This window comes from cf. Phormidesmis sp. LEGE 11477 (assembly GCF_015207105.1).
Lineage (GTDB): Bacteria > Cyanobacteriota > Cyanobacteriia > Phormidesmidales > Phormidesmidaceae > Phormidesmis.
On the sequence record NZ_JADEXO010000012.1, the window covers coordinates 48,518 to 72,978 of the forward strand.

At 49.2% G+C, this 24,461-nt stretch carries 23 protein-coding genes and 2 tRNA genes; 12 read left to right on the forward strand and 13 right to left on the reverse strand.

The genetic code is table 11. The annotated features are described in order from the left end of the window. Positions 1–56: 56 nt before the first annotated feature. Positions 57–140, reverse strand: a tRNA-Leu gene (locus IQ256_RS06055). Positions 141–435: 295 nt separating this feature from the next. Here IQ256_RS06055 and murA point away from each other — a divergent pair. Continuing rightward, positions 436–1,857, forward strand: coding sequence for a UDP-N-acetylglucosamine 1-carboxyvinyltransferase (gene murA, locus IQ256_RS06060; RefSeq protein ID WP_193854650.1), 1,422 nt, complete (start codon positions 436–438; stop codon positions 1,855–1,857). A 229-nt stretch (positions 1,858–2,086) separates the two neighbouring features. Continuing rightward, the gene (locus tag IQ256_RS06065; RefSeq protein WP_193854651.1) at positions 2,087–3,019 is read left to right on the forward strand and encodes a M48 family metallopeptidase; all 933 of its coding nucleotides are present in this window, start codon (positions 2,087–2,089) and stop codon (positions 3,017–3,019) included. On the opposite strand, the gene IQ256_RS06070 is transcribed toward IQ256_RS06065, so the two are convergent. After that, entirely contained in the window at positions 2,906–3,310 is a 405-nt protein-coding gene (locus tag IQ256_RS06070) for a hypothetical protein (RefSeq protein WP_193854652.1), read from the reverse strand. The genes IQ256_RS06065 and IQ256_RS06070 overlap by 114 nt on opposite strands. 340 nt (positions 3,311–3,650) lie before the next feature. Between IQ256_RS06070 and IQ256_RS06075 the strand changes: the two genes are divergently transcribed. Then, positions 3,651–3,732: transfer RNA gene (locus IQ256_RS06075), tRNA-Leu, on the forward strand. A 274-nt stretch (positions 3,733–4,006) separates the two neighbouring features. Further along, positions 4,007–4,480, forward strand: coding sequence for a hypothetical protein (locus IQ256_RS06080; RefSeq protein ID WP_193854653.1), 474 nt, complete (start codon positions 4,007–4,009; stop codon positions 4,478–4,480). 28 nt (positions 4,481–4,508) lie between these two features. On the opposite strand, the gene rimM is transcribed toward IQ256_RS06080, so the two are convergent. Both rimM and IQ256_RS06090 read right to left on the reverse strand, forming a co-directional pair. Continuing rightward, positions 4,509–5,219 carry a ribosome maturation factor RimM gene (gene rimM / locus IQ256_RS06085; RefSeq protein ID WP_193854654.1) on the reverse strand — a complete coding sequence of 237 codons (711 nt, stop codon included), beginning with the start codon at positions 5,217–5,219 and terminating at the stop codon, positions 4,509–4,511. A gap of 80 nt (positions 5,220–5,299) precedes the next feature. Next, the gene (locus IQ256_RS06090) at positions 5,300–6,613 is read right to left on the reverse strand and encodes a valine--pyruvate transaminase (protein ID WP_193854655.1); all 1,314 of its coding nucleotides are present in this window, start codon (positions 6,611–6,613) and stop codon (positions 5,300–5,302) included. Between the two features lie 587 nt (positions 6,614–7,200). Here IQ256_RS06090 and glgP point away from each other — a divergent pair. Together glgP and IQ256_RS06100 are read left to right on the forward strand one after the other, a co-directional pair. After that, entirely contained in the window at positions 7,201–9,399 is a 2,199-nt protein-coding gene (gene glgP / locus IQ256_RS06095; RefSeq protein WP_193854656.1) for an alpha-glucan family phosphorylase, read from the forward strand. 77 nt (positions 9,400–9,476) lie between these two features. Beyond that, the gene (locus tag IQ256_RS06100; RefSeq protein WP_193854657.1) at positions 9,477–10,346 is read left to right on the forward strand and encodes a Tab2/Atab2 family RNA-binding protein; all 870 of its coding nucleotides are present in this window, start codon (positions 9,477–9,479) and stop codon (positions 10,344–10,346) included. Between the two features lie 86 nt (positions 10,347–10,432). On the opposite strand, the gene IQ256_RS06105 is transcribed toward IQ256_RS06100, so the two are convergent. Beyond that, complete coding sequence (locus IQ256_RS06105; RefSeq protein WP_193854658.1) at positions 10,433–11,575, reverse strand: tetratricopeptide repeat protein; 1,143 nt, start codon at positions 11,573–11,575, stop codon at positions 10,433–10,435. A 154-nt stretch (positions 11,576–11,729) separates the two neighbouring features. Here IQ256_RS06105 and IQ256_RS06110 point away from each other — a divergent pair, with 154 nt between their 5' ends. After that, the gene (locus IQ256_RS06110; protein WP_193854659.1) at positions 11,730–12,629 is read left to right on the forward strand and encodes an S-methyl-5'-thioadenosine phosphorylase; all 900 of its coding nucleotides are present in this window, start codon (positions 11,730–11,732) and stop codon (positions 12,627–12,629) included. Positions 12,630–12,749: 120 nt separating this feature from the next. On the opposite strand, the gene IQ256_RS06115 is transcribed toward IQ256_RS06110, so the two are convergent. Next, positions 12,750–12,842, reverse strand: coding sequence for a cytochrome b6-f complex subunit PetL (locus IQ256_RS06115; protein WP_193854660.1), 93 nt, complete (start codon positions 12,840–12,842; stop codon positions 12,750–12,752). Positions 12,843–12,967: 125 nt separating this feature from the next. On the opposite strand from IQ256_RS06115, the gene aroB reads away from it, so the two are divergent. Then, entirely contained in the window at positions 12,968–14,086 is a 1,119-nt protein-coding gene (gene aroB / locus IQ256_RS06120) for a 3-dehydroquinate synthase (protein ID WP_193854661.1), read from the forward strand. 27 nt (positions 14,087–14,113) lie between these two features. Further along, positions 14,114–14,395 (forward strand): hypothetical protein, encoded by a 282-nt coding sequence (locus IQ256_RS06125; protein ID WP_193854662.1) that lies wholly within the window; start codon positions 14,114–14,116, stop codon positions 14,393–14,395. Positions 14,396–14,804: 409 nt separating this feature from the next. Here the strand turns inward: IQ256_RS06125 and IQ256_RS06130 are convergent, their stop codons facing one another. The 3 genes from IQ256_RS06130 to IQ256_RS06140 form a co-directional block, all read right to left on the reverse strand. Further along, entirely contained in the window at positions 14,805–15,215 is a 411-nt protein-coding gene (locus tag IQ256_RS06130; RefSeq protein WP_193854663.1) for a hypothetical protein, read from the reverse strand. A gap of 76 nt (positions 15,216–15,291) precedes the next feature. After that, positions 15,292–15,633 carry a hypothetical protein gene (locus tag IQ256_RS06135; RefSeq protein ID WP_193854664.1) on the reverse strand — a complete coding sequence of 114 codons (342 nt, stop codon included), beginning with the start codon at positions 15,631–15,633 and terminating at the stop codon, positions 15,292–15,294. 131 nt (positions 15,634–15,764) lie between these two features. Next, positions 15,765–16,724: an orange carotenoid-binding protein gene (locus IQ256_RS06140; protein ID WP_193854665.1), complete on the reverse strand. Its 960-nt coding sequence runs from the start codon at positions 16,722–16,724 to the stop codon at positions 15,765–15,767. 403 nt (positions 16,725–17,127) lie between these two features. On the opposite strand from IQ256_RS06140, the gene IQ256_RS06145 reads away from it, so the two are divergent. Then, positions 17,128–18,015 (forward strand): hypothetical protein, encoded by an 888-nt coding sequence (locus IQ256_RS06145; protein WP_193854666.1) that lies wholly within the window; start codon positions 17,128–17,130, stop codon positions 18,013–18,015. A 113-nt stretch (positions 18,016–18,128) separates the two neighbouring features. Here the strand turns inward: IQ256_RS06145 and IQ256_RS06150 are convergent, their stop codons facing one another. Then, entirely contained in the window at positions 18,129–18,281 is a 153-nt protein-coding gene (locus IQ256_RS06150; protein ID WP_193854667.1) for a hypothetical protein, read from the reverse strand. Positions 18,282–18,657: 376 nt separating this feature from the next. Here IQ256_RS06150 and IQ256_RS06155 point away from each other — a divergent pair, with 376 nt between their 5' ends. Then, positions 18,658–19,395 (forward strand): methyltransferase domain-containing protein, encoded by a 738-nt coding sequence (locus IQ256_RS06155; protein WP_193854668.1) that lies wholly within the window; start codon positions 18,658–18,660, stop codon positions 19,393–19,395. Between the two features lie 135 nt (positions 19,396–19,530). Then, positions 19,531–20,343 carry a sulfite exporter TauE/SafE family protein gene (locus IQ256_RS06160; protein ID WP_193854669.1) on the forward strand — a complete coding sequence of 271 codons (813 nt, stop codon included), beginning with the start codon at positions 19,531–19,533 and terminating at the stop codon, positions 20,341–20,343. Positions 20,344–21,801: 1,458 nt separating this feature from the next. On the opposite strand, the gene IQ256_RS06165 is transcribed toward IQ256_RS06160, so the two are convergent. The 3 genes from IQ256_RS06165 to IQ256_RS06175 form a co-directional block, all read right to left on the reverse strand. Beyond that, a complete protein-coding gene (locus tag IQ256_RS06165) occupies positions 21,802–22,035 on the reverse strand; it encodes a YgiT-type zinc finger protein (RefSeq protein ID WP_193854670.1) in 234 nt (77 codons plus the stop codon). Continuing rightward, positions 22,025–22,357, reverse strand: coding sequence for a DUF4258 domain-containing protein (locus tag IQ256_RS06170; RefSeq protein ID WP_193854671.1), 333 nt, complete (start codon positions 22,355–22,357; stop codon positions 22,025–22,027). Before IQ256_RS06170 ends, IQ256_RS06165 begins: the two co-directional genes overlap by 11 nt. Before the next feature lie 254 nt (positions 22,358–22,611). Next, complete coding sequence (locus IQ256_RS06175) at positions 22,612–24,402, reverse strand: ABC transporter ATP-binding protein (protein WP_193854672.1); 1,791 nt, start codon at positions 24,400–24,402, stop codon at positions 22,612–22,614. Positions 24,403–24,461: the final 59 nt, after the last annotated feature.

The following is a 24,461-nucleotide window of genomic DNA, read 5'->3' on the forward strand; positions in this document are numbered from 1 at the left end:
CCGGTAGAACCAAGGAGCCCGTTACTTAGAAAAAATTTGTTATTAAAACAAATCTATGCGGAACCCGGGACTTGAACCCGGAAGTCCTTGCGAACACTAGAATCTGAATCTAGCGCGTCTACCAATTCCGCCAGTCCCGCACAAAGAAAGCCAGACACCCTATGAATTAAGCATAGAAAGTATCAGCAGTCGCTGCATAGCTGCGATTAACAATAATCTAGCAGTGCGGTCCATCCGTCAACAACCAAACTCTTTTTATGCTTCTCTTTGCTCTTTAAATCTTCGGAGACGGACGGACAGTTGACGGTTCATTGTCCCCTGTAAACGTATGATTCTTGGTACACACTTGGCAAAATTCCAAATTAACCAAGAGAAGATGAAGAGTTTCGGGTAGAATCCATACCAAATTATCCTAATCAACTTTTTTTACTTTTTATGGAGGGCAATCCTATCATCACCTCTAACCTGTCGATCAACGGCCAATCTGCTGAGTCTGCATCAGAGCCCGTATCAGAGTCTGTTATCGAGATTTGGGGCAATGCCAAGTTGAGTGGTCATATTCCGGTCAGCGGCGCAAAAAACTCTGCTTTAGTGGTGTTGGGTGGCACACTTCTATGCTCACAAACCTGTCGTATTCGCAATATTCCTGACCTGATGGATATTGGTCGAATGGCTAGCGTCTTAGAAGCCCTTGGGCTCAAAGTAGATCGTGCTGGCGATACCTTAGATATTGACGGTAGCCATATCAGCCATTCCAAAGCGCCCTACGACATTGTTAGCAAGCTGCGTGCTAGCTTTTTTGTGATTGGTCCGTTGCTGGCTCGTTTAGGTGTCGCTCGCGTGCCGCTACCTGGCGGCTGTGCCATTGGCGCTCGTCCGGTTGCCCTTCACATTCGTGGACTGCAGGCGCTCGGCGCACATGTTCATATGGATCACGGTGTCGTCCATGCTTATGTTCCGGGTGCTAGCGGCAAGCTTAAAGGGGCCAAAATCCACCTAGACTATCCCAGCGTCGGTGCGACAGAAACCTTGATGATGGCAGCGACACTAGCTGAAGGCGAAACGGTAATCGAGAATGCGGCGCAGGAGCCAGAAGTCGTCGATCTTGCTAATTTCTGCCGTGCTATGGGGGCAAAGATTGCTGGTGCTGGGACAAACACAATCACAATCACGGGTGTGCCTAGCCTGCATGCTACCGACTACAGCATCATCCCAGACCGCATTGAAGCAGGCACTTTCTTAGTCGCTGGTGCCATCACTCGTTCAGAAATCACAGTCGGCCCTGTCGATCCAAACCACCTATCGCCGCTGCTATCGAAGCTAAAAGAAACCGGCTCCAAAATTGAGATCGAAGCTAATAACATTATTCGCATTTCTCCTGGGGAGCAGATTGCCCCGACAGATATTCAAACGCTGCCCTATCCAGGCTTTCCGACAGATATGCAGGCTCAGTTCATGGCGCTGCTGACCTTAGCGGCAGGTAACAGTATGGTCACAGAAACTGTGTTTGAAAACCGGCTGCAGCATGTGGCTGAATTCAATCGGATGGGCGCAGATATCAAGGTCAAAGGTGACTGTGCGATCATTAGAGGGGTCTCTTATCTATCGGGCGCACCCGTGACGGGTAGCGATTTACGAGCTTCTGCTGCGCTGGCGATCGCCGGTCTAGCAGCCAAGGGTAAAACCACACTCTACGGATTACACCATCTAGATCGCGGCTACGAAAGATTTGAGGAGAAGCTCCGTAACGTTGGGGCGCGCTTACGACGCATCCCTGCTGCCGAAGCCGATACGGCTGCCCAGCCTACCCCTGAACCGTTAGCCGTTGCTAGTCCAGTCACCAGTACAGCCCGGTAGCCGCCAATATCGCAAAGTAAGTGCCATACAAGGGATGCCTTTTTGAGGTGGTCTTTCTTGAATAGCGGCTCTTGTAGGATCTGATCGTCTATTGACTCGACAGCTATCTACATAATGGCCATCGAATGGCTGATAATCGCTGATGCTGGGGAAATCGCTATACTAGCGGCAGACTCTAATATCAGCGATTTCTTAGTGCCTACAAAACCAGCCCTAAGCTTGACTTCACATGACTCTCTCTCAGTTTTCCTCCAAAGCTCGTCTACTTGGCCTCAACGCTAGTCATTTTCGCCATCCGCTCGATCAGCGAGCGACCGAGGCGCTTAAGCAGATACCGGGTATAGACATTGCTATTCGTAGCCTGCTAGGGCCTATGGGTGAACAGTTTTTCTATCTAGAAAATATTGCTGCAAGTGTACTGGTTGGACCTAAACAGCTCCCTGATATTTATCAACTATTGGTTGAAGCCTGCCAAATCTTGGATCTAGACGTTCCCCAGCTCTATATCAAACAGCACCCGGTTCCGAACGCCTACACCTTTGCGATGCGAGGCAGGCAACCTTTCATCGTTGTTCACACTTCCTTGGTTGAACTGCTCAATCCCGCAGAGCTTCAAGCTGTTATCGGCCACGAACTAGGCCATCTAAAATGCGACCACGGCGTTTATCTAACGCTAGCCAACTTGCTGACTTTGGCGACTAGTCAGCTCCCTTTTGGTGCAGTTTTGGTTCAAAACTGGCAGTCTAGGATCATGGAATGGGTTCGCTGCGCCGAGTTTACCTGCGATCGCGCTGCTCTACTCGCCACTCAAGATGCTCGAACCGTTGCCGCCGTGCTAATGAAGCTATCTGGGGGGTCACCGACGCTTTCACCGCAGCTCAATCTAGATGCTTTTCTGGCGCAGGCCGAATCGTATGATGCCATCAGTGATAACGAAATGGGTGAGCTGCTCAAACGAATGAAAACAGATGAACTCAGTCATCCGGTACCTGTTTTGCGTGCTAGAGAAATCAATCGCTGGGCCACTACCCCTAACTACCAGTCGCTATTAGAGAACCGTCCTACCCTCAAGCGACGTTCTCAAGCAGGCCAAAGTACTCATAAAACTAGCGGCAAAACTAATAGTGAAGAGAGGCCGACAGGTAGCTGGATTAACTGGTGAACGATTACCTACTTTTATAGCCTGATCACTTTGTCCACAAAGCACAAAGCTATGGCCCCGGCGCAAGCTTTGCAGCGCCAAACTCGCACACAGGCGATCGCCATTACTACCATTGCCATCTAGGTTCACCCAGTGCTGCCGAATCTCACCCGGCACGTCCACCAGCCGCACGCCGTTATTAAAGATCACGCCGACAAAATCACGAATCGCCTGCGAGAACTTGTCTGAGAAGTGCGATCGCAATACCCGAGATCCATACTCGCGATCGCTCTCCCCAGCCTCTTGAGCCAAATAAGCCCGTGTCTTCTTAGTGATCGCTACTAGCTCACGATCACGCTTTGCTTGAAGATGAGCTTATTTGGCTAAAAGATTGGAATGCTCAGCACAGGCTAGGGTTGGCTATTGAGTGAGTAGTGGTTTCCCTTGGTGCGATCGCAACTGTATCGATATAGAGGGTGCTATCCCCCACTGTGCCCACTCCTTACTCTCTCAAGCGTCACACAAATTTTTTTGCTTTGTGGGATTCTAAGAATTGAATTTAGTAGAGTGTCTTGTGTGCAAGATAGCAATTTGAAAAATAGAAACTGACTAGCGTACTTGCACACGAGTTCTGTATACTGAGAAACCTATCGGGCAAGTGGCGGAATTGGTAGACGCACCACACTCAAAATGTGGCGACTTCGGTTGTGAGAGTTCGAGTCTCTCCTTGCCCATACTAAGACGTGCTTACATGAATGCGTTTGTTAAAAGCGCAATTGGTGAAAGTGCAAACAAACGGTACAAGGAACAAAGAGAAGGGAGACTATCTAGTCCCTCCTTGTCGGCTAGGTTTTTGCTAGCTGATAGACTTCTGCTACGGTGAGCTTTCTTTCACCGCTCGCTGACTTCCTTCGTTTCGCGCCCAATAAATCTGCTAGTGAGTGTGTGATTTTAAAACTAGTCTGGGCACGATACTATCAGACACTTTGTGAAGGTTCAGGGGGTCCGTTGACAAGAAAATTACAGTACAGCCAATCATCTGTCGAGGCTGCCCGCTACTATGTGCGACTCAAGACCCACAATAGTAACAGTCTGTTTGAGCTGGAAAAGTCCTCTACGCAGGCCCCCCTACCTCATTCGCTCGCTAAGATTGTGGCAGACGAGCTGCGTCAAGTAGAGACTAATTACAAAGGAATTACGCTCGATCAGTGGATACTAGAGCCAGACTCGTTACACGCTCTAGTTTCGTTAAAGTCCACGCATACAAAGCAAACAGATCAAAGCCGTAAGCCAGCTATGTTAAGTGCTTTTGTCGCTGGGCTAAAAGCAGCCACCGCCAAAAGGATTAACCTCATTCGCAATGAACCTGGTTCTCCTGTCTGGCAAAGAAGCTATAAAGAACAGCGTATAGAAGACGATAGGATGCTTTTTCGCTTACGCAAAAAGCTGGATGATTCAACTAGAGCGCTTTGCTCTAGCTGACCTCCATCGCCTTCACAGCATTAGTGGGCTAAGCGAGATCGAGCAGTCCTGCTGGGGGCGTAATCTCTACATGGCCCGAGGCAACGTCAACAACAGGCACAATATCTTTAACAAAAGGGATTAGCAACGTCTTAGGTCGCTTTTTCTTCTGTGCTCTTTTGGCCTTGCGACGCAACTTCTGCGCGGCCTTGGCTCGTAGCGATGGGTGATTCTCGGATTCGGATGAAGATACTGTTGCTGCTTCTGGTGCGGGATCTTCTTGGCTTTTCTTTTGATTGGGCTCGTTTGAAGAGGGCACATCCTCTATTGGCAGCGAGACTTCTAGCAAATCATGTCCGGTCGTGAAGACATTGGTGATGGTGCCTATTGCGGTTTGGTTCGACTGCAAAACTACGCTTAGGCCGATTAAATCATCGACGTGAAACTCGCCTGGATCTAGCGGTAGGCGATCGCCCGCTGGCACCATTAGCTTTGACCCTCGCAGATCTTCTGCCTGATCGCGAAAGTCGAAGCCTGCTAGCTTGACTAAATAAGTATTTTTTCCTTCGAGGTAGCGACCGCTCGTCAGCTTGACGGCTGTGGGCTGAGCACCTGGCTTCTCAAGCCATCGCTCTCCTGGTTCTACAAAGCGTTCAGGAAAATCACTTTCTGGATAGACTTTGACATACCCGTTGAGGCCATGAGCACCTACAATGCGGCCAATGAGTAACCAGTCTTTATCTGTCACGCTATTCACCATTTGTTAGTAAGCAACTCCTTCCTCCGCGCCTAAAAGTGACTCTCTAGAAGATCTTCTTAAAACAGGCTCCAAAAGAGTTTTTAGATCGCCGCGATCGCAGCTGACTTAGCGGTATACACCCGATCAGTCAGCGCTGCCAAATGATTGATGGCAGTGACAATCTGGTCTTCGGTGGCTGTTAGACTCAGTCGGAAGCACTGGCGCATGTGCGGCCAATCTTCACCATTGAGACTGGCTTTTAGTCCTGGGAAGAAGGGGCTGCCCGGCACGATGATAACGCCGTAGTGCTTGAGCTCGTTGTAAAATTCCCAGTCGCTCACGGGCAGATTATCAAACCACAGCCAGGCGAAGATCGCACCTTCACCTCGATGCAATCGCCAAGGCACTTCGCTAGGCATCTTAGTGGTCAAGGTCTCTTCTAGAACGTCAAACTTGCTGCGGTAGTGAGGCCGAATGGTGTTTTTGGCGATATCGGCCAGTGCGCCGCTGCGGATGGCCCGAGCTGCGATCGCCTGACCATAGCGACTAGAGTGAATACACAGGTTAGTCTGAAAAGATTCCAAAATTTGAATGATGCGCTCATCTCCAATTGCTATACCTACGCGCTCACCCGGTAACCCAGCTTTTGACAGACTTAGACAGTGAACGATATTAGCGCCAAAAATCGGCGTCATTTCAGTAAAGTTCAGCGCCGGAAATGGCGGCGCATAGGCCGAGTCAACAAAGACAGGCACGTCGAAAGGCGCTGCTAGATCGGCAATCTGCTGCACCTCATCACCTGTGAGAACGTTCCCGGTCGGATTGCAGGGGCGAGAGAAGAGGACAAACCCAGTGTTTTCGTTGACCTCTAACTGATCAAAATCGGGACGGTACTTGAACGAATGAGCGTCTTTACCTAGCTCTATAGAAGGCCGATAGGCTTTGACTGCCTCAGGGTATAGCGTGACGCCGCCGTAGCCAGTGTAGTCAGGGCTCAGCGGGAGAACGATGTCTTTGAGCTGTCCGTTAGAGCTGTAGCCACCCAAGGCATTAGCTGCTAGGAAATAAAGGTTTTGACTGCCAGGGGTGATCAGAATATTGCGCGAAGTCAGATGCAGTCCGTAGCGCTGGTTGAAATCGTCTCGAATAGCCTCAATTAGAGGTTCGTAGCCTTGGCTAGCACCGTAGCGACAAACCACCTCACCGTACTCGCTGCTGGCTAGCAAATCCTTGGTGCAATCACGCCATAGCTGCTCAACTTCTAGCAAAATAACAGGGTTACCGGCGCTGAGGTTAATGAACTCTTTTCCCGATCCCTTACTGGAATTGAGGGTTTCGATGATGTCTTTCATAATTGCCCGCACCCCGGTTAGGTGAGACATGCGATCGCCAAACTGGGTAAGAGCAAAAGTCATAGGTACGTTAGAAGAAAGAGGAGTAGCCGCCTGATAGAAAATCTTTCTACGCAGCTTATGCGATTCAATATAATACCCTTATTTATTAGGACAAGGCAGTGTAGGTTGATATTTGCGTAGCAAGCGCTGCACGATCCGCCTTGTGATCCGAAGCTCATCAACCGTTGTTAGCAGTATCCGGTGCTGCTCGTAATGACAACCGTCGATGCTAGTAGCCTTTAACAGCAGCTTATCGGATGCAACTGCTGCTGAGTAGATCTACGCGACACATGGCTAAAGTGAGATGTTTTAGAGTAAGAATCCTTCGGGTGCAAGTGTTTTATTTGAAAGCCGTGACTATCTGAATCTCTTAATTTCTAATCTTGTGACAAAGACTTTTTGAATGCTTGAAACCATGGAGTCTGACTGCTGTGCTTACCAATCGAGGAAATTAGAGAAAATTTTCTCGACTAGTCGACAATCTGTTGCTCTAAAGGGTTTACTCTCTAGAGAGCTCTGTATTTTGTATTGAGAGACACTTTGTCTAGAGTTCACCCTAACGAATGTACTCGTGAGCTCCGCTGGCTTTCCCCTTCACTTCGACCATTATGAACGCGATCAATCAACTAAGCGCCAAACTACCTAATCCCGTCAGGCGTTTGGCCGATTTTGCCTATAACTACTGGTGGAGCTGGACGCCGGAGAGAATATCGCTGTTCAGCTCTATTGATCCGGGTCTGTGGCAGCAGTGCAACCACAATCCGGTGAGCCTGTTAAATAAGGTTTCTCACGATCGGCTTTGGCAGATAGCTGAAGATCCTAAGTACTTAACGCGGCTAGAAAAGCTGGCCGCGCAGCTAGATCACTATCTGAGCGCCGAAGGAACCTGGGCAAGCCGCGAAGTTCCCGAAGTCTCTGGCGACCATCCGGTAGCATATTTTTGTATAGAATTTGGCGTGCATGAATCGCTGCCTATCTACTGTGGCGGGCTAGGCGTATTAGCCGGAGACTATCTGAAGTCGGCGTCGGATCTAGGCATGCCGGCAGTAGGCGTGGGATTGCTGTATAAACAGGGATATTTTCAGCAGAAGCTCAATCGTAGCGGCTGGCAGGAGGCAAACTATGTCGATAACGATATTGAAAATCTGCCGCTGTTGGCAGTCTGCAATGAATTTGGCCAGCCGATTACGGTGAAGGTAGCGATTGGTAAGCGCTCGGTCAAAGCGCGGGTGTGGAAAACGCAGCTGGGTCGAAGCACGCTGTACCTGCTAGATAGCGATTTGATGGAGAATGACGAACGCGATCGCGAGCTAACAGGTCACCTATATAATGGCGATCCTGCTGTACAGCTAGGTCAGGCAATGCTGTTGGGTATTGGCGGCGTCAGAGCGTTGCAGGCTTTGGGCATAGAGCCGGTGCTATATCATCTCAACGAGGTGCATCCAGCGTTTGCGCTGCTAGAGATCGCCAGGCAAGCCCGCGAAGAAACTGGACTAGAGTTTGAACAATTGCAGCAGGTGGTCCGCGATCGCGCCCGGTTTACCACTCATACCCCAGTTCCTTTTGGCAATACTTTTCCGGCTAGCGACATCAGCGAGGCCCTTGCTGCCTACATGCAAAACACTGGCGTATCTTCTAGTCAAATTTTGGCGCTCGGACAGCTAGGCAAAGAAGATGACCAGTTTAGCTTAACCAGAATGGCCCTGCGACTGACGCAGTTAGCCAATGGCGTCAGCGAACGGCACGGCCACACGTCTCGTCAGCTATGGCGCGATCTCTATCCTCAGCAGCCCGTAGAAGCGGTGCCTATCAGCCATATTACAAACGGTGTCCATGTTCGTAGCTGGGTAGCGCCTTTGATCGGGGATCTATTTGATAAATATGTCGGGCCTGAATGGGCTCAGTCGCTGACCCGCGCTGACCAGTGGAAGCGAGTAGAAACGATTCCTAATGCTCAGCTCTGGCATCGGCACAGCATTTTGAAGGCGAGATTGATTGCCTATACGCGCGATCGCATTCTTCAGTCTCGTTTGGCCAGAGGTGAAGCCCAAGACGATATCAATGCGGTGGCGCGTCTGCTTGATCCTAATATATTGACGGTAGGCGTCGCTCGTCGATTCAGCGTTTACAAACGCAGCGATTTGCTGTTTCGAGATCTGCATCATCTTACTCAGATCGTGGCTCATCCGAAACGCCCGGTTCAGATTATCTTTGCTGGCAAGGCCCATCCTGACGACGATGGCGGCAAGCGGATTATTCAGCGGATCATGGAATGGAGCCGCCACCCTGACTTACGCGATCGCATTGCCTTTATTGAAAATTACGATCTCTACACCAGTAAGCTCATGGTGCAAGGCGTTGATCTGTGGCTAAGCACGGCTAGGCGAACGCTAGAAGCCTCAGGCATCGGCGGTCAAAAAGTTGCCCTCAATGGAGGCTTGAATCTGGGGGTGCTAGACGGCTGGTGGTGTGAGGGCTATCGACCTGGCATCAATGGCTGGGCGATCGGGGATGCGGCGATCGCTAGTCTAGGCAACACCCCCGAATCCGATAGCTACGCCCAAGATGCCCAAGATGCTAGAGATGCAGAAGTAATTTACAACTTGCTAGAGCGTGATATTGCTAGGCTGTATTACAAGCGTGATCACAGCGGCATTTCTCCCGGCTGGCTGCGGATGATGAAAGCTTCAATCAGCAGCATCGCGCCATTTTTCAACACCGATCGGATGGTCGCGCAATACGTAGACCAGCAATATTTTCCCCATACCGATGTCAAGACCGAACCCGTTGCGGCCCTAGTCTCGTAAGCGAAAAGCGATCCTAAGCAAAAACCCATCGTGAATAAAAGACGATCGGTTATCTGTCTCTTCCATATACCTCTTCCATGCCTTGGCAACTCGACTTCTATCGCCGTCCGCTAAAAGACAGTCAGGGTAGCCCGCTCTGGGAGCTGCTGATCTGCGACGAAACGCTGAGCTTTACCTATGGTGAGTTTTGCGCGCAGAGCCAGGCAAATGCGCCTTGGCTACGACGGCAGCTAGAGATTGCTAAAGGCCATGCTGGCAGTTGGCCTAGCCACATAGAGATCTTTCGCCCGCAGGCTGTCAGCATTGTCGAAGTTGCCTGCCGCGATCTGCCAGTTGACGTCTGGCCCAAACGCGACGTGCCTGTTCTTAAACAGTGGCTACAGCAGCGAGCCGCTTGGTATCCAAATCTAGACGGCTACACCAAAGAGGCTTATGAACCCATCGCGCTAGAACGCCCCGCGCCAGTTCCGGTTGCCGACCATTTGATGGGTGAAGGGTGGCAGTTTGCCGCCATCAGCATAGAAGAGCTGCAAAGGTTGAGCTACGAGCCCATTCCAATTCAATCGGTTGCCCCCGAGCTGATGCCCATCCACTTGGGTCTGCCTAGCACATTACTGATTCCAGGCGTCGTGATCGACGGCGGCAGGCAGTCGATGATGCTGGCCCAGTGGCTACAGTCGGCAGATCCGGTGATGCTGCAATATATTGCAGGCGTTCCAGATGGGCTACTGCTAGAAGCAGGATTAATCGATCGATGGATTCTGGCAACGTTTGAAGACGAAGCTGTGGCGGCGGCGGCTCGAACGTTCACAGAACGAAAAATTGCGGCCAATGGACTTCACTTTTTACTAGTGCGGCCAGACGACTCGGGGCTAACCTATACCGGACTGTGGCTTTTGCAGTCATCGTCGGGCAAGCGTGTGCAAAGATCTAGCGGTGAGTCATAGCTTGGTTTCTAGCCCCGACTTCTAGCCCCGACTTCTAGCCCCGACTCCCAGCCCCGTCTCATAGAGCAAACCCCGGATAAGACTCCCTAGATCAGTCCTAGGACTTGCTGTGCTTCTTGAGGCTTGTCAACCTGTTGTAGCAATACGGCCAGCGAGCGATAGGCAGCTTCTAGCCTAGGGGAAAAGAGCGATTGATCCTGCTGGCGAAGGCTTTCAGAGAGGGTGACAACCTGTTGAAAAGAGGCGATCGCAGCTTCTAGCTGACCGCTCTCCCTTTGGGCCTGAGCGATATTGACCAGTAGATGCGCTTCTTGTTCTGGGCGATCTAGGGCTCTAAAGATAGTGAGCGCTTGCTGGTAGGCACTCAAAGCCGTTTCGGTATCGCCACTCAAGTCAGCAGCTCTACCTAGATTGTTGAGGATGGCGACTTCTTGAGGGCGATCGCCGATCTGCTGAAACAAAGCTAGAGCGGGCTGATAGTACGCAACGGACTGAGCGTAGTCACTTAGCATGAAGTACGCATAGCCTAGGGCAGAGAGCGATTCAGATTCTACTCTAGGATTGTTGGTGCGGCGGGCGATCGCTAAGACTTGCTGCTGATAGTCAATGCTCTGGCTGTAGTCTTCGATATCGGCATAGGTATCGGCTAGTAGCGCTAAGATGATGCGCTCACCTGTAGCGTCGTTTGTTTGTTGGTAGAGAAGCAGACCATCTTTGTAGATGGCGATCGCATCGGTATACTGTTGGGCGGCCCTATAGGCACTGCCTAAGTTTAGAAAGGCGGGCGGCTGCTCGCTGAGTATGTCTAGTTCCCGGTAGATGTTAAAAGCCTGAAGGCTGGCGTTGACTGCCTCGGCGGGGCGATTGGTGAGCCGGTAGATAACGCTGAGATTTTCGAGCATGCGGGCTTCTTTGGTGCGATCACCCAATACCCGATACAGCAGCATGGCCTGTTGCCAATAGTCAAAAGCGGTAGCGCGATCGCCCTGGGTGAAAGCCTCTACACCCTGATCCGCTAGCTGATTGGCTTTTTGAGTATCAGAGTTAGCACCGGGGCTAGCGTCAGAATCGGCCACAGGTGTAGTAGCCGCAGGCGTTAAAGTTCCTGTGCCTACTGCGGATAAAGCTACAGCCTGGGCAGGTGCTTTCACTACCGAGCACAGATAGCCCATGCTCAGAATGCTCAGCCCAATCGCTACTTGCTTCACTCGTCTCATCGATAGCGCCATCGTAAATTCACTTATGACCCTGTTGTGGCATCTGACTGCCCTCAGTGAAATCCGCGATTAGGCAATCTTGTACCAATAAACATACCTGCCCGTGTGTACTTAAAGATGGGTGCAAACGGTAGAATTTCTCTTGACAGTCCAATAGGAGAAATTGATGGTTAATGCTGGCGCGATAGGTGTAGAGTATCCGGTCAAAATTGGCATCATTGGCGGCAGCGGTCTCTATAACATGGACGCCCTAACGGATATTCAAGAAGTCAGGATGCAAACGCCCTTTGGCGATCCGTCTGATGCGCTGATCGTTGGCAAGATTGAGGGTGTCTCCGTCGCGTTTCTAGCCCGCCACGGACGCGGCCATACCTTGACGCCATCCGAGCTGCCGTTTCGAGCCAATATCTATGCCATGAAGGCCCTCGGCGTCGACTATCTTATTTCCGCTTCGGCAGTTGGGTCTTTAAAAGCAGAAGCCAAACCTGTTGATATGGTTGTGCCCGACCAGTTCATCGACCGGACAAAAAACCGTATTTCTACCTTTTTTGGCGAGGGTATCGTCGGCCACATCTCCTTTGGCGATCCGGTGTGCAACAACCTGGCGAAGGTAGTCGCTGATGCGGTAGAAAGCCAAAACCTTGAAGGCGTCACGCTTCATCGAGGCGGCACCTACGTGTGCATGGAGGGTCCGGCCTTTTCAACCAAAGCCGAATCAAATCTGTATCGCAGCTGGGATGCGACCGTCATTGGCATGACGAATTTGCCAGAAGCCAAGCTCGCCAGGGAAGCCGAGATTGCCTATGCCACGCTAGCAATGGTGACTGACTATGACTGCTGGCACCCCGATCATGACAGCGTCACCGTAGAGATGGTGATCGGCAATCTACAAAAAAATGCGGTGAATGCTCAGCAGGTCATCCAAGAAATCGTGCGACAGCTAGACGAGAACCCGCCAGCATCGGACGCGCATTCTGCTCTGAAATTCGCCATCATCACGCCTTTAGACCAGGCACCCGAAGCCACCAAAGAAAAACTATCTTTATTGCTTCAAAAGTACCTTTAAACCAGTCTCTACCTATTGCTACTCGTGCAAAAGGGACAGGAAAATACAAGCGCGTCTTCGATTCCTATCCCTTTCTAGTTGTTTTCTAATGATTAAACGTAACCAACTGTCTCTAAAGGTCTAAATTAGCTTGACTGCTCGCAGGCCAAAGTAAAGGCCCATAGAGGCTGCAAATAGTACAGCTAGCCACACCACGTAAATTACTGCGCCCATAGTTATCTCCTAAACTGGTTTTTTGATACCTTTCAATTGAAACACAAACCTTTACACAAGGATTGCACAGCTTAACATTACAGCAAAGACACATCAGCTCACCCAAACGGACTCGAATAACGGCCATGAAGACAACTATCCGCGTCAACATTCCCCAAGACGCTTATGACATCAGGATTGCACCGGGTGGTTTGGACTATTTAGGTGCTTGGCTAGCAGCTGGAGATGGGCCATTGGTGAAGCCAGGGCAAAAGGTATTGGTCGTGTCGAATCCGGTGGTGTTTGATCTGTATGGAGAGCGGGCGATCGCATCCCTCACTCAGGCAGGTTACAGCGTTTCTCACTGCATTCTGCCAGCAGGTGAACAGTACAAAAACATGGCCTCCATCGCCGAAATCCATGACGCCGCCTACGAAAATCGACTAGAGCGCAGTTCTGCCATGATCGCCCTCGGCGGCGGCGTCATCGGAGATATGACCGGGTTTGCTGCCTCTTCCTGGCTGCGCGGTATCTCAGTGGTTCAAGTGCCGACCTCTCTTTTGGCCATGGTCGATGCCTCGATGGGCGGTAAAACTGGCGTCAACCATCCCAAAGGCAAAAATCTAATCGGCGCATTCCATCAACCTAGGCTAGTCCTGATCGATCCACAAGTGCTAGAAACGCTGCCTGTTCGAGAGTTTCGAGCGGGCGTTTCGGAAGTGATTAAGTACGGCGTGATCTGGGACCAGCCGCTATTTGAAAAGCTAGAAGCGGCTGAGCGGCTAGATGACTACAACAAAGTCAGTGATGAACTGCTGCAAACAATGCTGATTCACTCTTGCCAAGCTAAAGCTGATGTCGTCAGCCAAGATGTGAAAGAAGCTGGCATCCGCGCCATTTTGAACTATGGCCATACGGTCGGTCATGCGGTGGAAAGTCTGACAGGCTACAGCAGAATCAATCACGGTGAGGCGGTTGGTATCGGCATGGTCGCTGCTGCAAAAATTGCTGAAGCCGTAACTGAAAGCGCCTGGAACCAAGCGGCAACTCAAAGGCAGCAAGTCCTGTTAGAGAAAACTCAGCTACCGACTCACTTACCCAAAGCTATCGATATTGAAGAGATTCTAATTGCACTCAGAAGTGACAAAAAGGTAAAAGAGGGCAAAGTCCGTTTTGTGCTGCCAGAGCGAATCGGTAAGGCGTTTGTAACAGATCGGGTGAGTGATGCCAAGGTCAGAGGGGTATTAAAGACTATAGCTGCTTAGTAGAGAATATCCACAAGCCCAAACCGCATGTTTACTCAAGCTGAAAGCACTTTTGAGATTATCAAGACAATCTCAAAAGTGCTTTCAGGCGTTTCGCTGGCGCTGATTTCTTTCCTCAGTATTGTTTTTATGCTAGTAATAGATGCTCCAGGTAATATTGTAAGAGTAGGTGGCTATGAAGTGACTTTCACTCCTACGCTAGCCCTGTTTACAGGGGCACTTTCATTCTCGTTTTTAGCTTCCTCTTGTTTAATGCTCGCTTCTCTATTGTTGATAGAGGCAGATGATGATTCTAATAATGTCGGCTAGACAGACTGCGCTGCTAGGGATTTTCACCTTGGTAGGTGGATCTGCACTGATTGTAGTAGCGACTTATCTATTCGTCTATTACGACGTTCTAGGAAAAGTATTTCCGAACTCAAAGAAATTTCCAGATTCTGTGAAAACTGACAAAAAATAGAGACTACCCAGCAGCAATTTGCTGACGGACTGTAGGTGTTTAGCGTATTTTTATAGAAAGAGCGGAAACCAAGCCCTGAGCGGAGTCGAAGGATGCCTGAATCGCGACTGAGATCGCTGGCTAGGTCCTGGCTTCGACTCCGCTCAGCCACCAAATAATCTTGCATTCTTCGCAGTTACGCTAAACACGTACGACGGACTTGAGTAAGCTTATCTAAGTCGCTAACATCTGCCTGTCTGAGACAGCGCTCTGTCGCTGCTATTCTTCTACTTCGGTTGCTTCATAGATACGCTGTCCTTGAAAAGGCGTCGCCGCCAGACCACAGCGTTCAGTCCACTGTCCTGCAAAACAAGCTGCCGTTGCGGCTTCACCGTTTACCCCAGGCAGACTCACTTTAGCTTTTGCGATCGCATCAGTAACAGCAACAATGGTTTCCGCGCTCATAGGTGTAACGGTTATCGGGAAGTCTAACGGCGACTGGAATGCTACACCGATAACAGTATCGTCGTCGTTGGTTGCTAGCCAGTATCGACCGGGCATAAACTGAGCGGTTCGAGCATTTAATAGTGTTAGAACGAGGTTGTGTCTTATCGGCGAGGCAGTTAGAAACTCCCTTGCCGCATTTAGAACCCAATCTGCATCTTCACTGTAAATAACTTTGATAGCCATGTTGAAAGCAGTGCTGAAAGAAAGGGTAGTCCATGACTCTCATTGCTCTATACAGGAGAGTCACATTACAAAGGAGCTACATTCGAGAAAGAACCCTTACCTTAGCCTGTTTTTCTTTCGCTAACCCTGTCAGTTCGGCAATATCAAGCAAGCCATCTTTAACTAGTTGAGAAAGCGTAAATAGCAGAAAAGCTTCTCGATCGTCGTATCGACCGTCTATTTCATGACGCTTAGCACTCAAAAAATCGTGCAGTCGCCAAGCATCTTCAATCAATGCAACTGCACTGGCACTTTCTCGGATTGTTTTGAGCAGCGCTTCAACTTCTTGGCTATAGGCTTTCTTGAGCGCGTCTAAAGCAATGCTTTTTTCTGTCTCACTCCATTGAATGTCGGTCTGTTGAATATCAGTCTGTTGCATTATCTAGAAATAAAAAAATGAAAGTTATGAGTCATCTTTCAATCGCTTTGCTTGAAAGATGACTCGCATCTGACAGCTAGCTGTGTGATTAACTATTCGAACTTATGATCTGAACCAAAGGTAACGCTGTATTAGCGAATTAGATTCAACAGCTCTTTAGGAGAAGCCAGCAAGTCGATGGCAACAAAGAAGATTTTGCCATCAGGGTTTAGCAAAAACCTCCAGGCAATATTCATACCGACGGCGGCACCAAACCAGGGCGTCTGACACTTGCCTGTTACCTTGATAGGTGTGTAGCCATCTTCTGGTGCTTCCTCCGTTCCTCGCTCGGGTATCAGCTTCAGATTCTGACACTCTTCTCTAAAGAATTTGAGGATGGCTTCTTTGCCAACAATCGGCTTTCTAAAGGGCGGCTGCAGCGCACCATCTGCAGCGAACAGCTCAAGAAGCGCATCAAAATCGTTGGCGTTCAAGTTGTTCATATACTTCAGCACGGTATCGTTAGCGACGCCCTCGATAGAGACTGGCGTGCGCTGCTCGACCGATTTTGGCGCGATGACTGGTTCTGAGACTCTCTGATAGCCGCTCATTTTGCTGGTGTCATAGCCCATATCTACAACACAATTGCGTAAAACGCTAATCTGCTGCCCAGATTCTAGATCTCTGATGGATTGCAAAACAGCGTTGGCATTGGCAGAAAGCTTGTAGCCTTCGGGAATAGGGGCAACCTGGCCATTCGCCATCATTTCACCTAGCTGATACCAAAACCCCAGCTTCAGGTTGGGTGTCCAGGTGGCATAGGTGCGAGAGACTTCGGTGTCTGCTCTGTTCGCCAGATCGCACATCGTCTGCGACTGATCCAAAGGCGACATGTTTTTGATAGCGTCCAGTGTGCGCTCAGCAAACTGCATGTTTGTAGCGCCTGGTGCTGCGATGGTGATGCCTTTGCCCATTTCTAGGTAGGCAAACCAGATGAGGGCTAGCTGGTCTTCTGCGTTCAGCTGATTAAATCGCGCTGTGGTAGCCGGAATATCATCAGCAGAGCGGGTGCTAGGAAATATATTGCGAGCGGCGTCTATGGTGTATGGCATAAAGCTTAGTTAAGTACAGCATGTGAAGAGTCGAGCAGCCAACTCGACGACAAATTCCATGTGACTAAGCATGCTCAGCTACTGGCTATAAAAGAAAGGCTGGCTCTTAGTTAGATCGTCTTTTGGAATTTGTTACTTAAACTTAACATAAATTAACAACTACGCTCATACATTTTCAAAGAGGCAATCATTAAGTCTTGTAATCTTGTAGCTAGCGGCTCGATCAATATGTATAGCTGCCACTCTCTCTATAGGGGTGCTCGCTGCTACTGAAGCTAACGCCTCTACCTATCAAAGGTAATATTTTAGAGCTTTATCACCGTTCAGTCCTGCGGTATCACATAGAATTTTCATATTCTTTTTTCAAAATGACAAATATTGTCGCTAAGGAGACAGATTTTCCATGGTCAGCCATCCTACCCAGCTTAATTCGTCGCGATCGCTCGAATCTGCTAGAAAATCCGTTGTTTCATCTGTGAAAACGCCTCTTAACGCCGAAGCTAAGTGCGTGCCGCTGACGCCTTCACAGCATCACTACGCCCATATTCTCTCTTGTATGGCAAAGCATCAGCTCAAAGGATCGATTTTAGGAGTCGCTTGGGATGGCAACGGCAACGGCAAAGGCAGCGCATTTTGGGGTGGAGAATTTTTACAGCCAAGCCAAAGTGCTACCCAATACGGCTTCGATCGGACTGCTCTGTTTCTACCTTACTATCTGCCTAAAGGAGATAGCTGTTTCTTAGAGCCTCGGCTATCAGCATTGAGTTTGCTCTACGGTTGCTATGGGGAAGCTGCTTTTGAAATGATAGATTTACCCCCTATGCAGTTCTTCACAAGCTCACAGCTAGCTACCTTACAAAAAACGCTCACTCAAAAGATTGAGACATCACCCACTTCTAGCGTAGGACGCATGTTTGATGGCGTTGCCTCTCTACTTAATTTGCATCACTATGTAGGATTTGAAGGCCAGGCCGCATTGACGCTGGAGTTTGCCGCTACGCAGTCTTCTACTAGAAGTATTTATCCCTTTACTGTTGTTGGCCACCGACCTAGTTTAATCGATTGGAGAAAAACCGTTCAATCTATTGTGGAAGACTGTCGTAATGCTGTGATGACGCCCATAATTGCTGCAAAGTTCCACAATACGCTAGTAGAAATTGTGGTAGAGATTGCTCATCGAAGCAACAACTCTCAGATAGTTTTATCCGGTAGCTGCTTTCAGAACAAAGTATTGATTGAACGCGCTATTCGCCGCCTTAGTGCCGAAGGTTTTACGTCTTATTGGAGCTAGTACGCTTCCGTATTGAACAGATTTAAGAGTGATTTCATATTGATAGATTTTGCATTAAAAAGAGCAAAAACCGCTAAGCAGCTTTTGCTCTTTACAGACTCAGAAAAATAATTTTATGAGACGGATACCGTTCTCACTGGTTCGACTGCAGACTCGGTAATAAGGGTAGGTTCAGCCACGGTTGGCTCGTTGTCGAAACCAGCCTGTGCGCCTAGTGCAAATGCAACCAGCCAACCAGCAATTACGAGTGCTATAACAACAGCCATTTTTAGGACTTCCTTGTGTAGGTGTGCATTGGACGCATAGACAACAGTGTCATTTCGCTGCGAGTTGAGATTAGGAACCTACCGAGGAAGGTGAGGCGGCAGCGCGTTCGTCCGTATGTAAATCAATGTAACATAAGTTTGACGTACCTATAAAACAAAAAGTCAATAGGTATAAGTGCTATTTATCTATATTTCTATTGATTTTCAGTTCTGTATTGATTTAAGTCTATGGAACTTTGTCAGGTAATTTGGCCTGGCTTTCTTGAGCGGTGGCTAACGAGTTCAATGAATATGCTGGATAATTGAAAGGTGTATGGATAGGCTGTTAGTGGCCTACTACTGGTACGTACTGCCTATCGTTTGTGAGATTTTATTTATGTCAAGTGCTGTTTGGGACGCTACGAACTATCAAGAACAATTTGACTACGTTTGGCAGTATGGCGAAAGTTTGATTTCACAGCTTGCTCCTCAGGCAGGGGAACGGATTCTGGATCTGGGCTGCGGCACTGGTCAGCTTACGCAGGCGATCGCAACTCACGGGTCTATTGCATTAGGAATTGATAGCGACCCAGCGATGATCGCTCAGGCGAAAGCCAACTATCCTAGTCTCTCTTTCTGGACTGATAGCGCCGATAGTTTTCAGCTTTCAGTTCCTGTAGATGCGGTATTTTCTAACGCTGTACTGCACTGGGTATCTGAGGCTGAGGCGGCTGTTGAGCACATTGTGGAAGCGCTCAAACCGGGTGGGCGTCTGGTCGCAGAGCTAGGGGGGAAGGGCAACGTACAGACTATCTTGACGGCTTTAGAAGAGGTTAGCGGCGAAGCGAATCTTAACCCGTGGTATTTTCCAGGACTAGGTGAGTATGTTGCTTTGCTGGAGGCGGCTGGCCTGAGTGTGACCTACGCGCATATCTTCGATCGGCCTACGCCGCTAGGAGCGTCTGGGTTGGCAGGTTGGCTAACTATGTTCGGTCAGCGGTTTTTTCAGCATTTGTCTGCTGAAGAGTGGACCAGGCTAGTGCGACAGGTCGAAACGAAGGTACCACAGCTATATCAAGATGGAGTTTGGGTCGCTGACTACAGACGTTTGAGAGTGATTGCGATAAAGGTATAGTGTTCAATTTCTGTTGAAGTTTATCAGCGCTGGAGCTTGAGACCGTCTGAGCGTGACGGGTTGAGTGTGCGGCTTGAGTGCGACGGGTTGAGTAGGGCGGTTTCAATAGGTGCGACTTCTTGAAAGGATGACTTGATGGCGTTTGAGGTAGCGTTTTTATTGGTAGCAGCGATCGCAGCAGGTGGAATTAATGCGATCGCAGGTGGCGGCGGGTTGCTAGTCTTTCCAGCGTTGGTACTGACTGGCATCTCTCCTATCAGCGCCAATGCAACTAGCGCTGCTGGCATTTGGGTGGGCATGTTGGCGAGCAGTTTTGCCTATCGCTCAGAGCTAAAATCTGTTTCAAAACGGCTATGGCCAGTGACTATTGCTAGCTTGGCAGGCGGCGCTTTGGGAGCCTGGCTGCTGCTGACTTTTTCGGATGAAGGCTTTGCGATTGTTGTGCCTTATCTAGTCGCAATAGGAACGCTTTTGTTCGCCCTTTCCCCGCAGATCTCTGCGCTCGCTAAAAATATTTCTAGAAATACTTCTAGCAGGTCATCAAAACAGCCTGAAAGCGCTATGGTAGCCGACGAATTGCCTTTGCTTAAGCAGCCACTGTTGCTTTGGGGACAGGGATTGGTTTCTATCTATGGTGGTTTTTTCGGCGGTGGCGCAGGCATTTTGATGCTGACTTTGCTGAGGCTGACTAATCCGGGCCGTCTACAAACGCTGCAGTCTGTCAAAGTCTGGATGGCCTTGTGTATCAATGCGGCTGCACTGAGTTACTTTGTTTTTGCCAATATTATCAACTGGCCCTATGCAGCGCTGGTGGCGATGGGTACTTCGGCAGGTGGATACAGCAGCGCATATTTCGCCAGAAGAGTGTCTACAGTTCTGATCAGGCGTTTTGTAATCGCCACTGGAACTATGCTATCGATCTACTTTTTTCTGGACACGCTAAGATAGCTCGCACTCTTTTACTATGGTTTTTCTGTGCTTCTTGGATCGGCGGGGGCATTCGCGCAGGAACCTATGATTATAAATGATGGCTTAGCTCGGACTAAATCGCTGTCCGACAGTACCCCTAAACCCCCAATCCCTCTTTAGATGAGGAGTCTCAAATCCTACTTCCGACCAAATATCTCAAGAGATTATTAGTAGCTCGTAGAGATCTCGACAAAGCGTGAACAGGCGACTCGGACTATGAACCATTCTAGCAACGTCATAATAAAGCATATGTCCGTAGCAGATGGAATAGTGGAATACCATCTAGTGGGGTTAGATGATTAGGAATTCTTTGATACTTTAATTGAGTTCTTTAAGAAACACTATTCTGCGATGCGATCATCTCCTGAGTTGATTGGAGTCTAGATCGCTTACACAAAATTCAGTACAGTCTCAAAGCTAATGACTTCAATAGTTTTCTACTATTTGCGTCGCTTCACCAGAAGCTCGGAAGAGCCACAAGGTAGTTGTCGTCTGGCGCTTGACTGCCCTTCCTTAGTGTCGTCTAATACCTGAATAAACTTTTTGTCAGTCAATCAGGTTATCACCTCTAAGCTAGGGCAGAATGGCAGTAGCCTATTACCAAAGCTCCATTGCATGTACGAGACTACTTGGCGCGACATTCTGATTAGTGGAGTGGTCACGCTTGTACAGTCGCTAGCCGCTGCCGCTGTGATATCAACTGTTCTAGTAAGTGTCTCAGTTGCGGCTGCCTTAACTCGTAGCGATCTAGTTTTCAAAGCGTCTCTGGCACTGGTACTTATACCTCAAGGACTAGCAGCACCGCTCATCTATATGGTGAATCGCTACAAACGTGTTTACGTCCTTGATGCCATTGGCCTGCTTTTCGTACCACTCTTGATTCCACCAACTGTTTTGCACATAAGCCAATTGGCTCTCGCAAAGCTACTCAACCTTCAAATTCCCCCAGGATTCGGTGCTGCTATTGTGATAGGCGGCTATGCATACTTGATAATAGGACTATGCCTTTCTATCCAAGCTTTCGCAATGTATGTAGAGCGCCCCTATGTTAGGGGCTGGAAAGCAAAAAGTTGGAAGGCAAGAAGTTGAAAAAGAAAAAGATGATGAACTAGAGAAACCGAAAAAAATGTGGGAGAGCCTGGAAGCTCATTGATCAGACCTGCAAGCCTTCCCCTTCCGCGTTTGCCCAATCATTCACCCAGTAGTACATACGGTCTTAGCCATAGTTTGTTGACGCAGAGAAGTTGACGCATTACGTGCCAGCAGGAATGCTCAAAAATAGTACGTTTGATCTTCTTGGAATTTATGAATTATGAGACTCTGCAAAAAGTATGTCTCAGTCAATGTTTCAAAAATATCCTCTCAGAAGATCTAAGACTTTTTGAGAGGATTCGACGGTGTTGAATCAGTATAATAAGCTCTATCAGCCCGTTGCGCTTACGCTGCATTGTTTGAATAGTTGTACACAGGAACCTGAATGAAATGGTCAGGCTCTTTCTCGTTCATAACCGTTTGTTGTAAGCGTTCTACGGTTGATGGAGAGAAAAACTGCTCGCCCGTTTCTTCATTCACACGAGCAGGCACGTTATCAATCAGAATAATCTTGCCATTCAGGTTCAAGGTGTACGTCACCTGCTTCTCAACCAGTGTCTCTTGCCAATTACTTGTCATTGCCACTACGTCTCCTTTGAGTAAAGTCGTTATTCCACTGCTGCGGGTTGGGTTCGTACACTGTGATTACTTTGACGAGCGAACGAGAAGGATAACTACACTGAACGTGAATAGGACGTTGTGCTTGTGTTGAGCCGAAAATTAGGCAGCTTGGTCCGTACTTATCTTCTGGGTAGTCCTCAATGACTTGTCCGTTCGTGATCGCCTCCCTAATTTCTTGAACTCGAATTTGCCTCAAGATAGATTGATCGACGGCATGTTTAGAGAACTCGAACTGCTCCTCAGCGAATTTACGACGTATCTCTAGCAGCAACGTAGTCATCTAACTATTACCGCTTTGCCTAAGCGACTCGGTCAGTGTGGCAATGATGCCTTGGTAATGAACGCTATATGTACTACTGTTTGCAAACCACCATCTAAAGTATAGCAAGCAGCACAAAGGTTAAAGCAGCTAAGCGAACGCTTGGTCAATGGCCTGCTGCGTAGCGTGAAAGAACAAGCCGACACTTCATCTGCGACGGGGAAGTTTTTCTGTCGGATGACGGCCTCAATATTCTTGAGCCTACGCAAAAAAACCTACGCGGAAACCTTTTGTCGCTGCTGAATATCTTCGAGTTTAGCGTCAGGAATGGCTGCGATTAGCTGCTGGGTGTAGGGCTTTTGAGGTGAGTTGTAGATAGCATCAGACGGGCCGATTTCTTCGATCCGGCCTTTGTTCATCACGATGATGCGATCGCTGACAAATTTCACCACGCTTAAGTCATGAGAAATAAAAATATAAGTGAGATTGAATTCCTGCTGTAGATCTTTCAATAAATTGAGCACCTGCGCCTGCACCGAGACATCTAGCGCCGAAACAGATTCGTCACAGATAATGAACTTAGGCTCGCAGGCTAGGGTTCTGGCGATGCACACTCTTTGCCGCTGCCCGCCGGAAAATTCAAACGGCATCCGATTCATGGCGCTACCGTCAAGCCCGACTCGCTCTAGCAGATCGGCTGTGCGCGATCGCCTTTGCGTTTCATCGCCGCCCAGTCCATGAATTCGCATCGGCTCCATAATCGCTGAACCGATGGTCTGCCGGGCATCTAGCGATCCATAGGGATTCTGAAAGACAATTTGCATTTCGCGTCGCAGTCGTCGCATCTGATCGCTGCTCAGATCTAGAACAGACTTACCGTCGAAGCTGACTGAACCCGAAGTGGGCTCAATCAAACGCAACAGGCAGCGGCTCAGGGTAGATTTTCCACAGCCTGATTCTCCTACCAGCCCTAAAGTCTCACCTGGGTAGACATCAAAGCTAACGTTATCTACGGCCCGGAACATTGTCTTCTTCGCAAAAAAGCCGTGACTGACTGGAAATCCTTTGGTCAAGTCTTTGACTGTCAGCAGTGGTGGTTGCTGTAATAGCTGGGTGCGATGCTGTTCTACTTCAGCCGGGCTGACTTCTGCGAGCAGTTCGGCTCTTTGCGCGTCTGTGCGAACAGTGGCGGTAATCTCTTTGTTTTCATCGACTGTCATAAAATCGCTGACGGTAGGCAGCCGGCGTAGCTGCTTATTGGGTCTGGGCCGACAGTTTAGCAATCCTTGGGTGTAGGGATGTTGAGGATTGGCAAATAGGTCGTATACGGGTGCAATCTCGACTAGATTACCTTTGTACATGACCGCCACGCGATCGGCGATTTGAGAGACGACGCCCATATCGTGAGTGATGAACAAAATGGCGGTGTCTCTAGCTGCCTGCAAGTCTCTGAGCAGATCGAGAATGGTGGATTGAATGGTGACATCTAGGGCCGTGGTGGGTTCATCGGCAATCAGGACAGCGGGGTTGCCTGCTAAGGCGATCGCGATCATTACCCGCTGCTGCTGCCCACCAGAAAGCTGATGCGGATAGCGGCCTAATACATGCTTGGGTTCAGGCAGTTTGACTTCTTCAAATAGTGCGATCGCCTTGGCTTCTGCCGCGCTGCCGCTTAGCCCCTGATGTAGCCGGAGCGCTTCTATGAGCTGGTCGCCGCAGGTATAGACAGGATTAAGCGAGGTGAGCGGCTCTTGAAAAATCATCGAAATCAGTCGGCCTCGATATCGGCGGCGCTCTTCAACTGAGAGCTTGAGCAGATCTACTGGCCTAGCATTAGGCGTATTTGAATCGCAAAACCAGACCTCGCCAGAAATCTGAGCATTACCCTCTAGCAAGCCGATTACTGCTAGAGACGTGACTGATTTACCCGAGCCTGATTCGCCGACCAGTCCCAGCGTTTGTCCGGGTTCAATCGAAAAAGAAACCGACTTTACTGCGTTGATTGCGCCTGTTTTAGTGGGAAAGACAATCGAGAGATCGCGAACGTCAAGAATCGGAAAAGTCATGCTCAGGCCCTAAGACAGCTAGTAGATTATTAAGCTACTGTGACTGATGAGATCGTGAC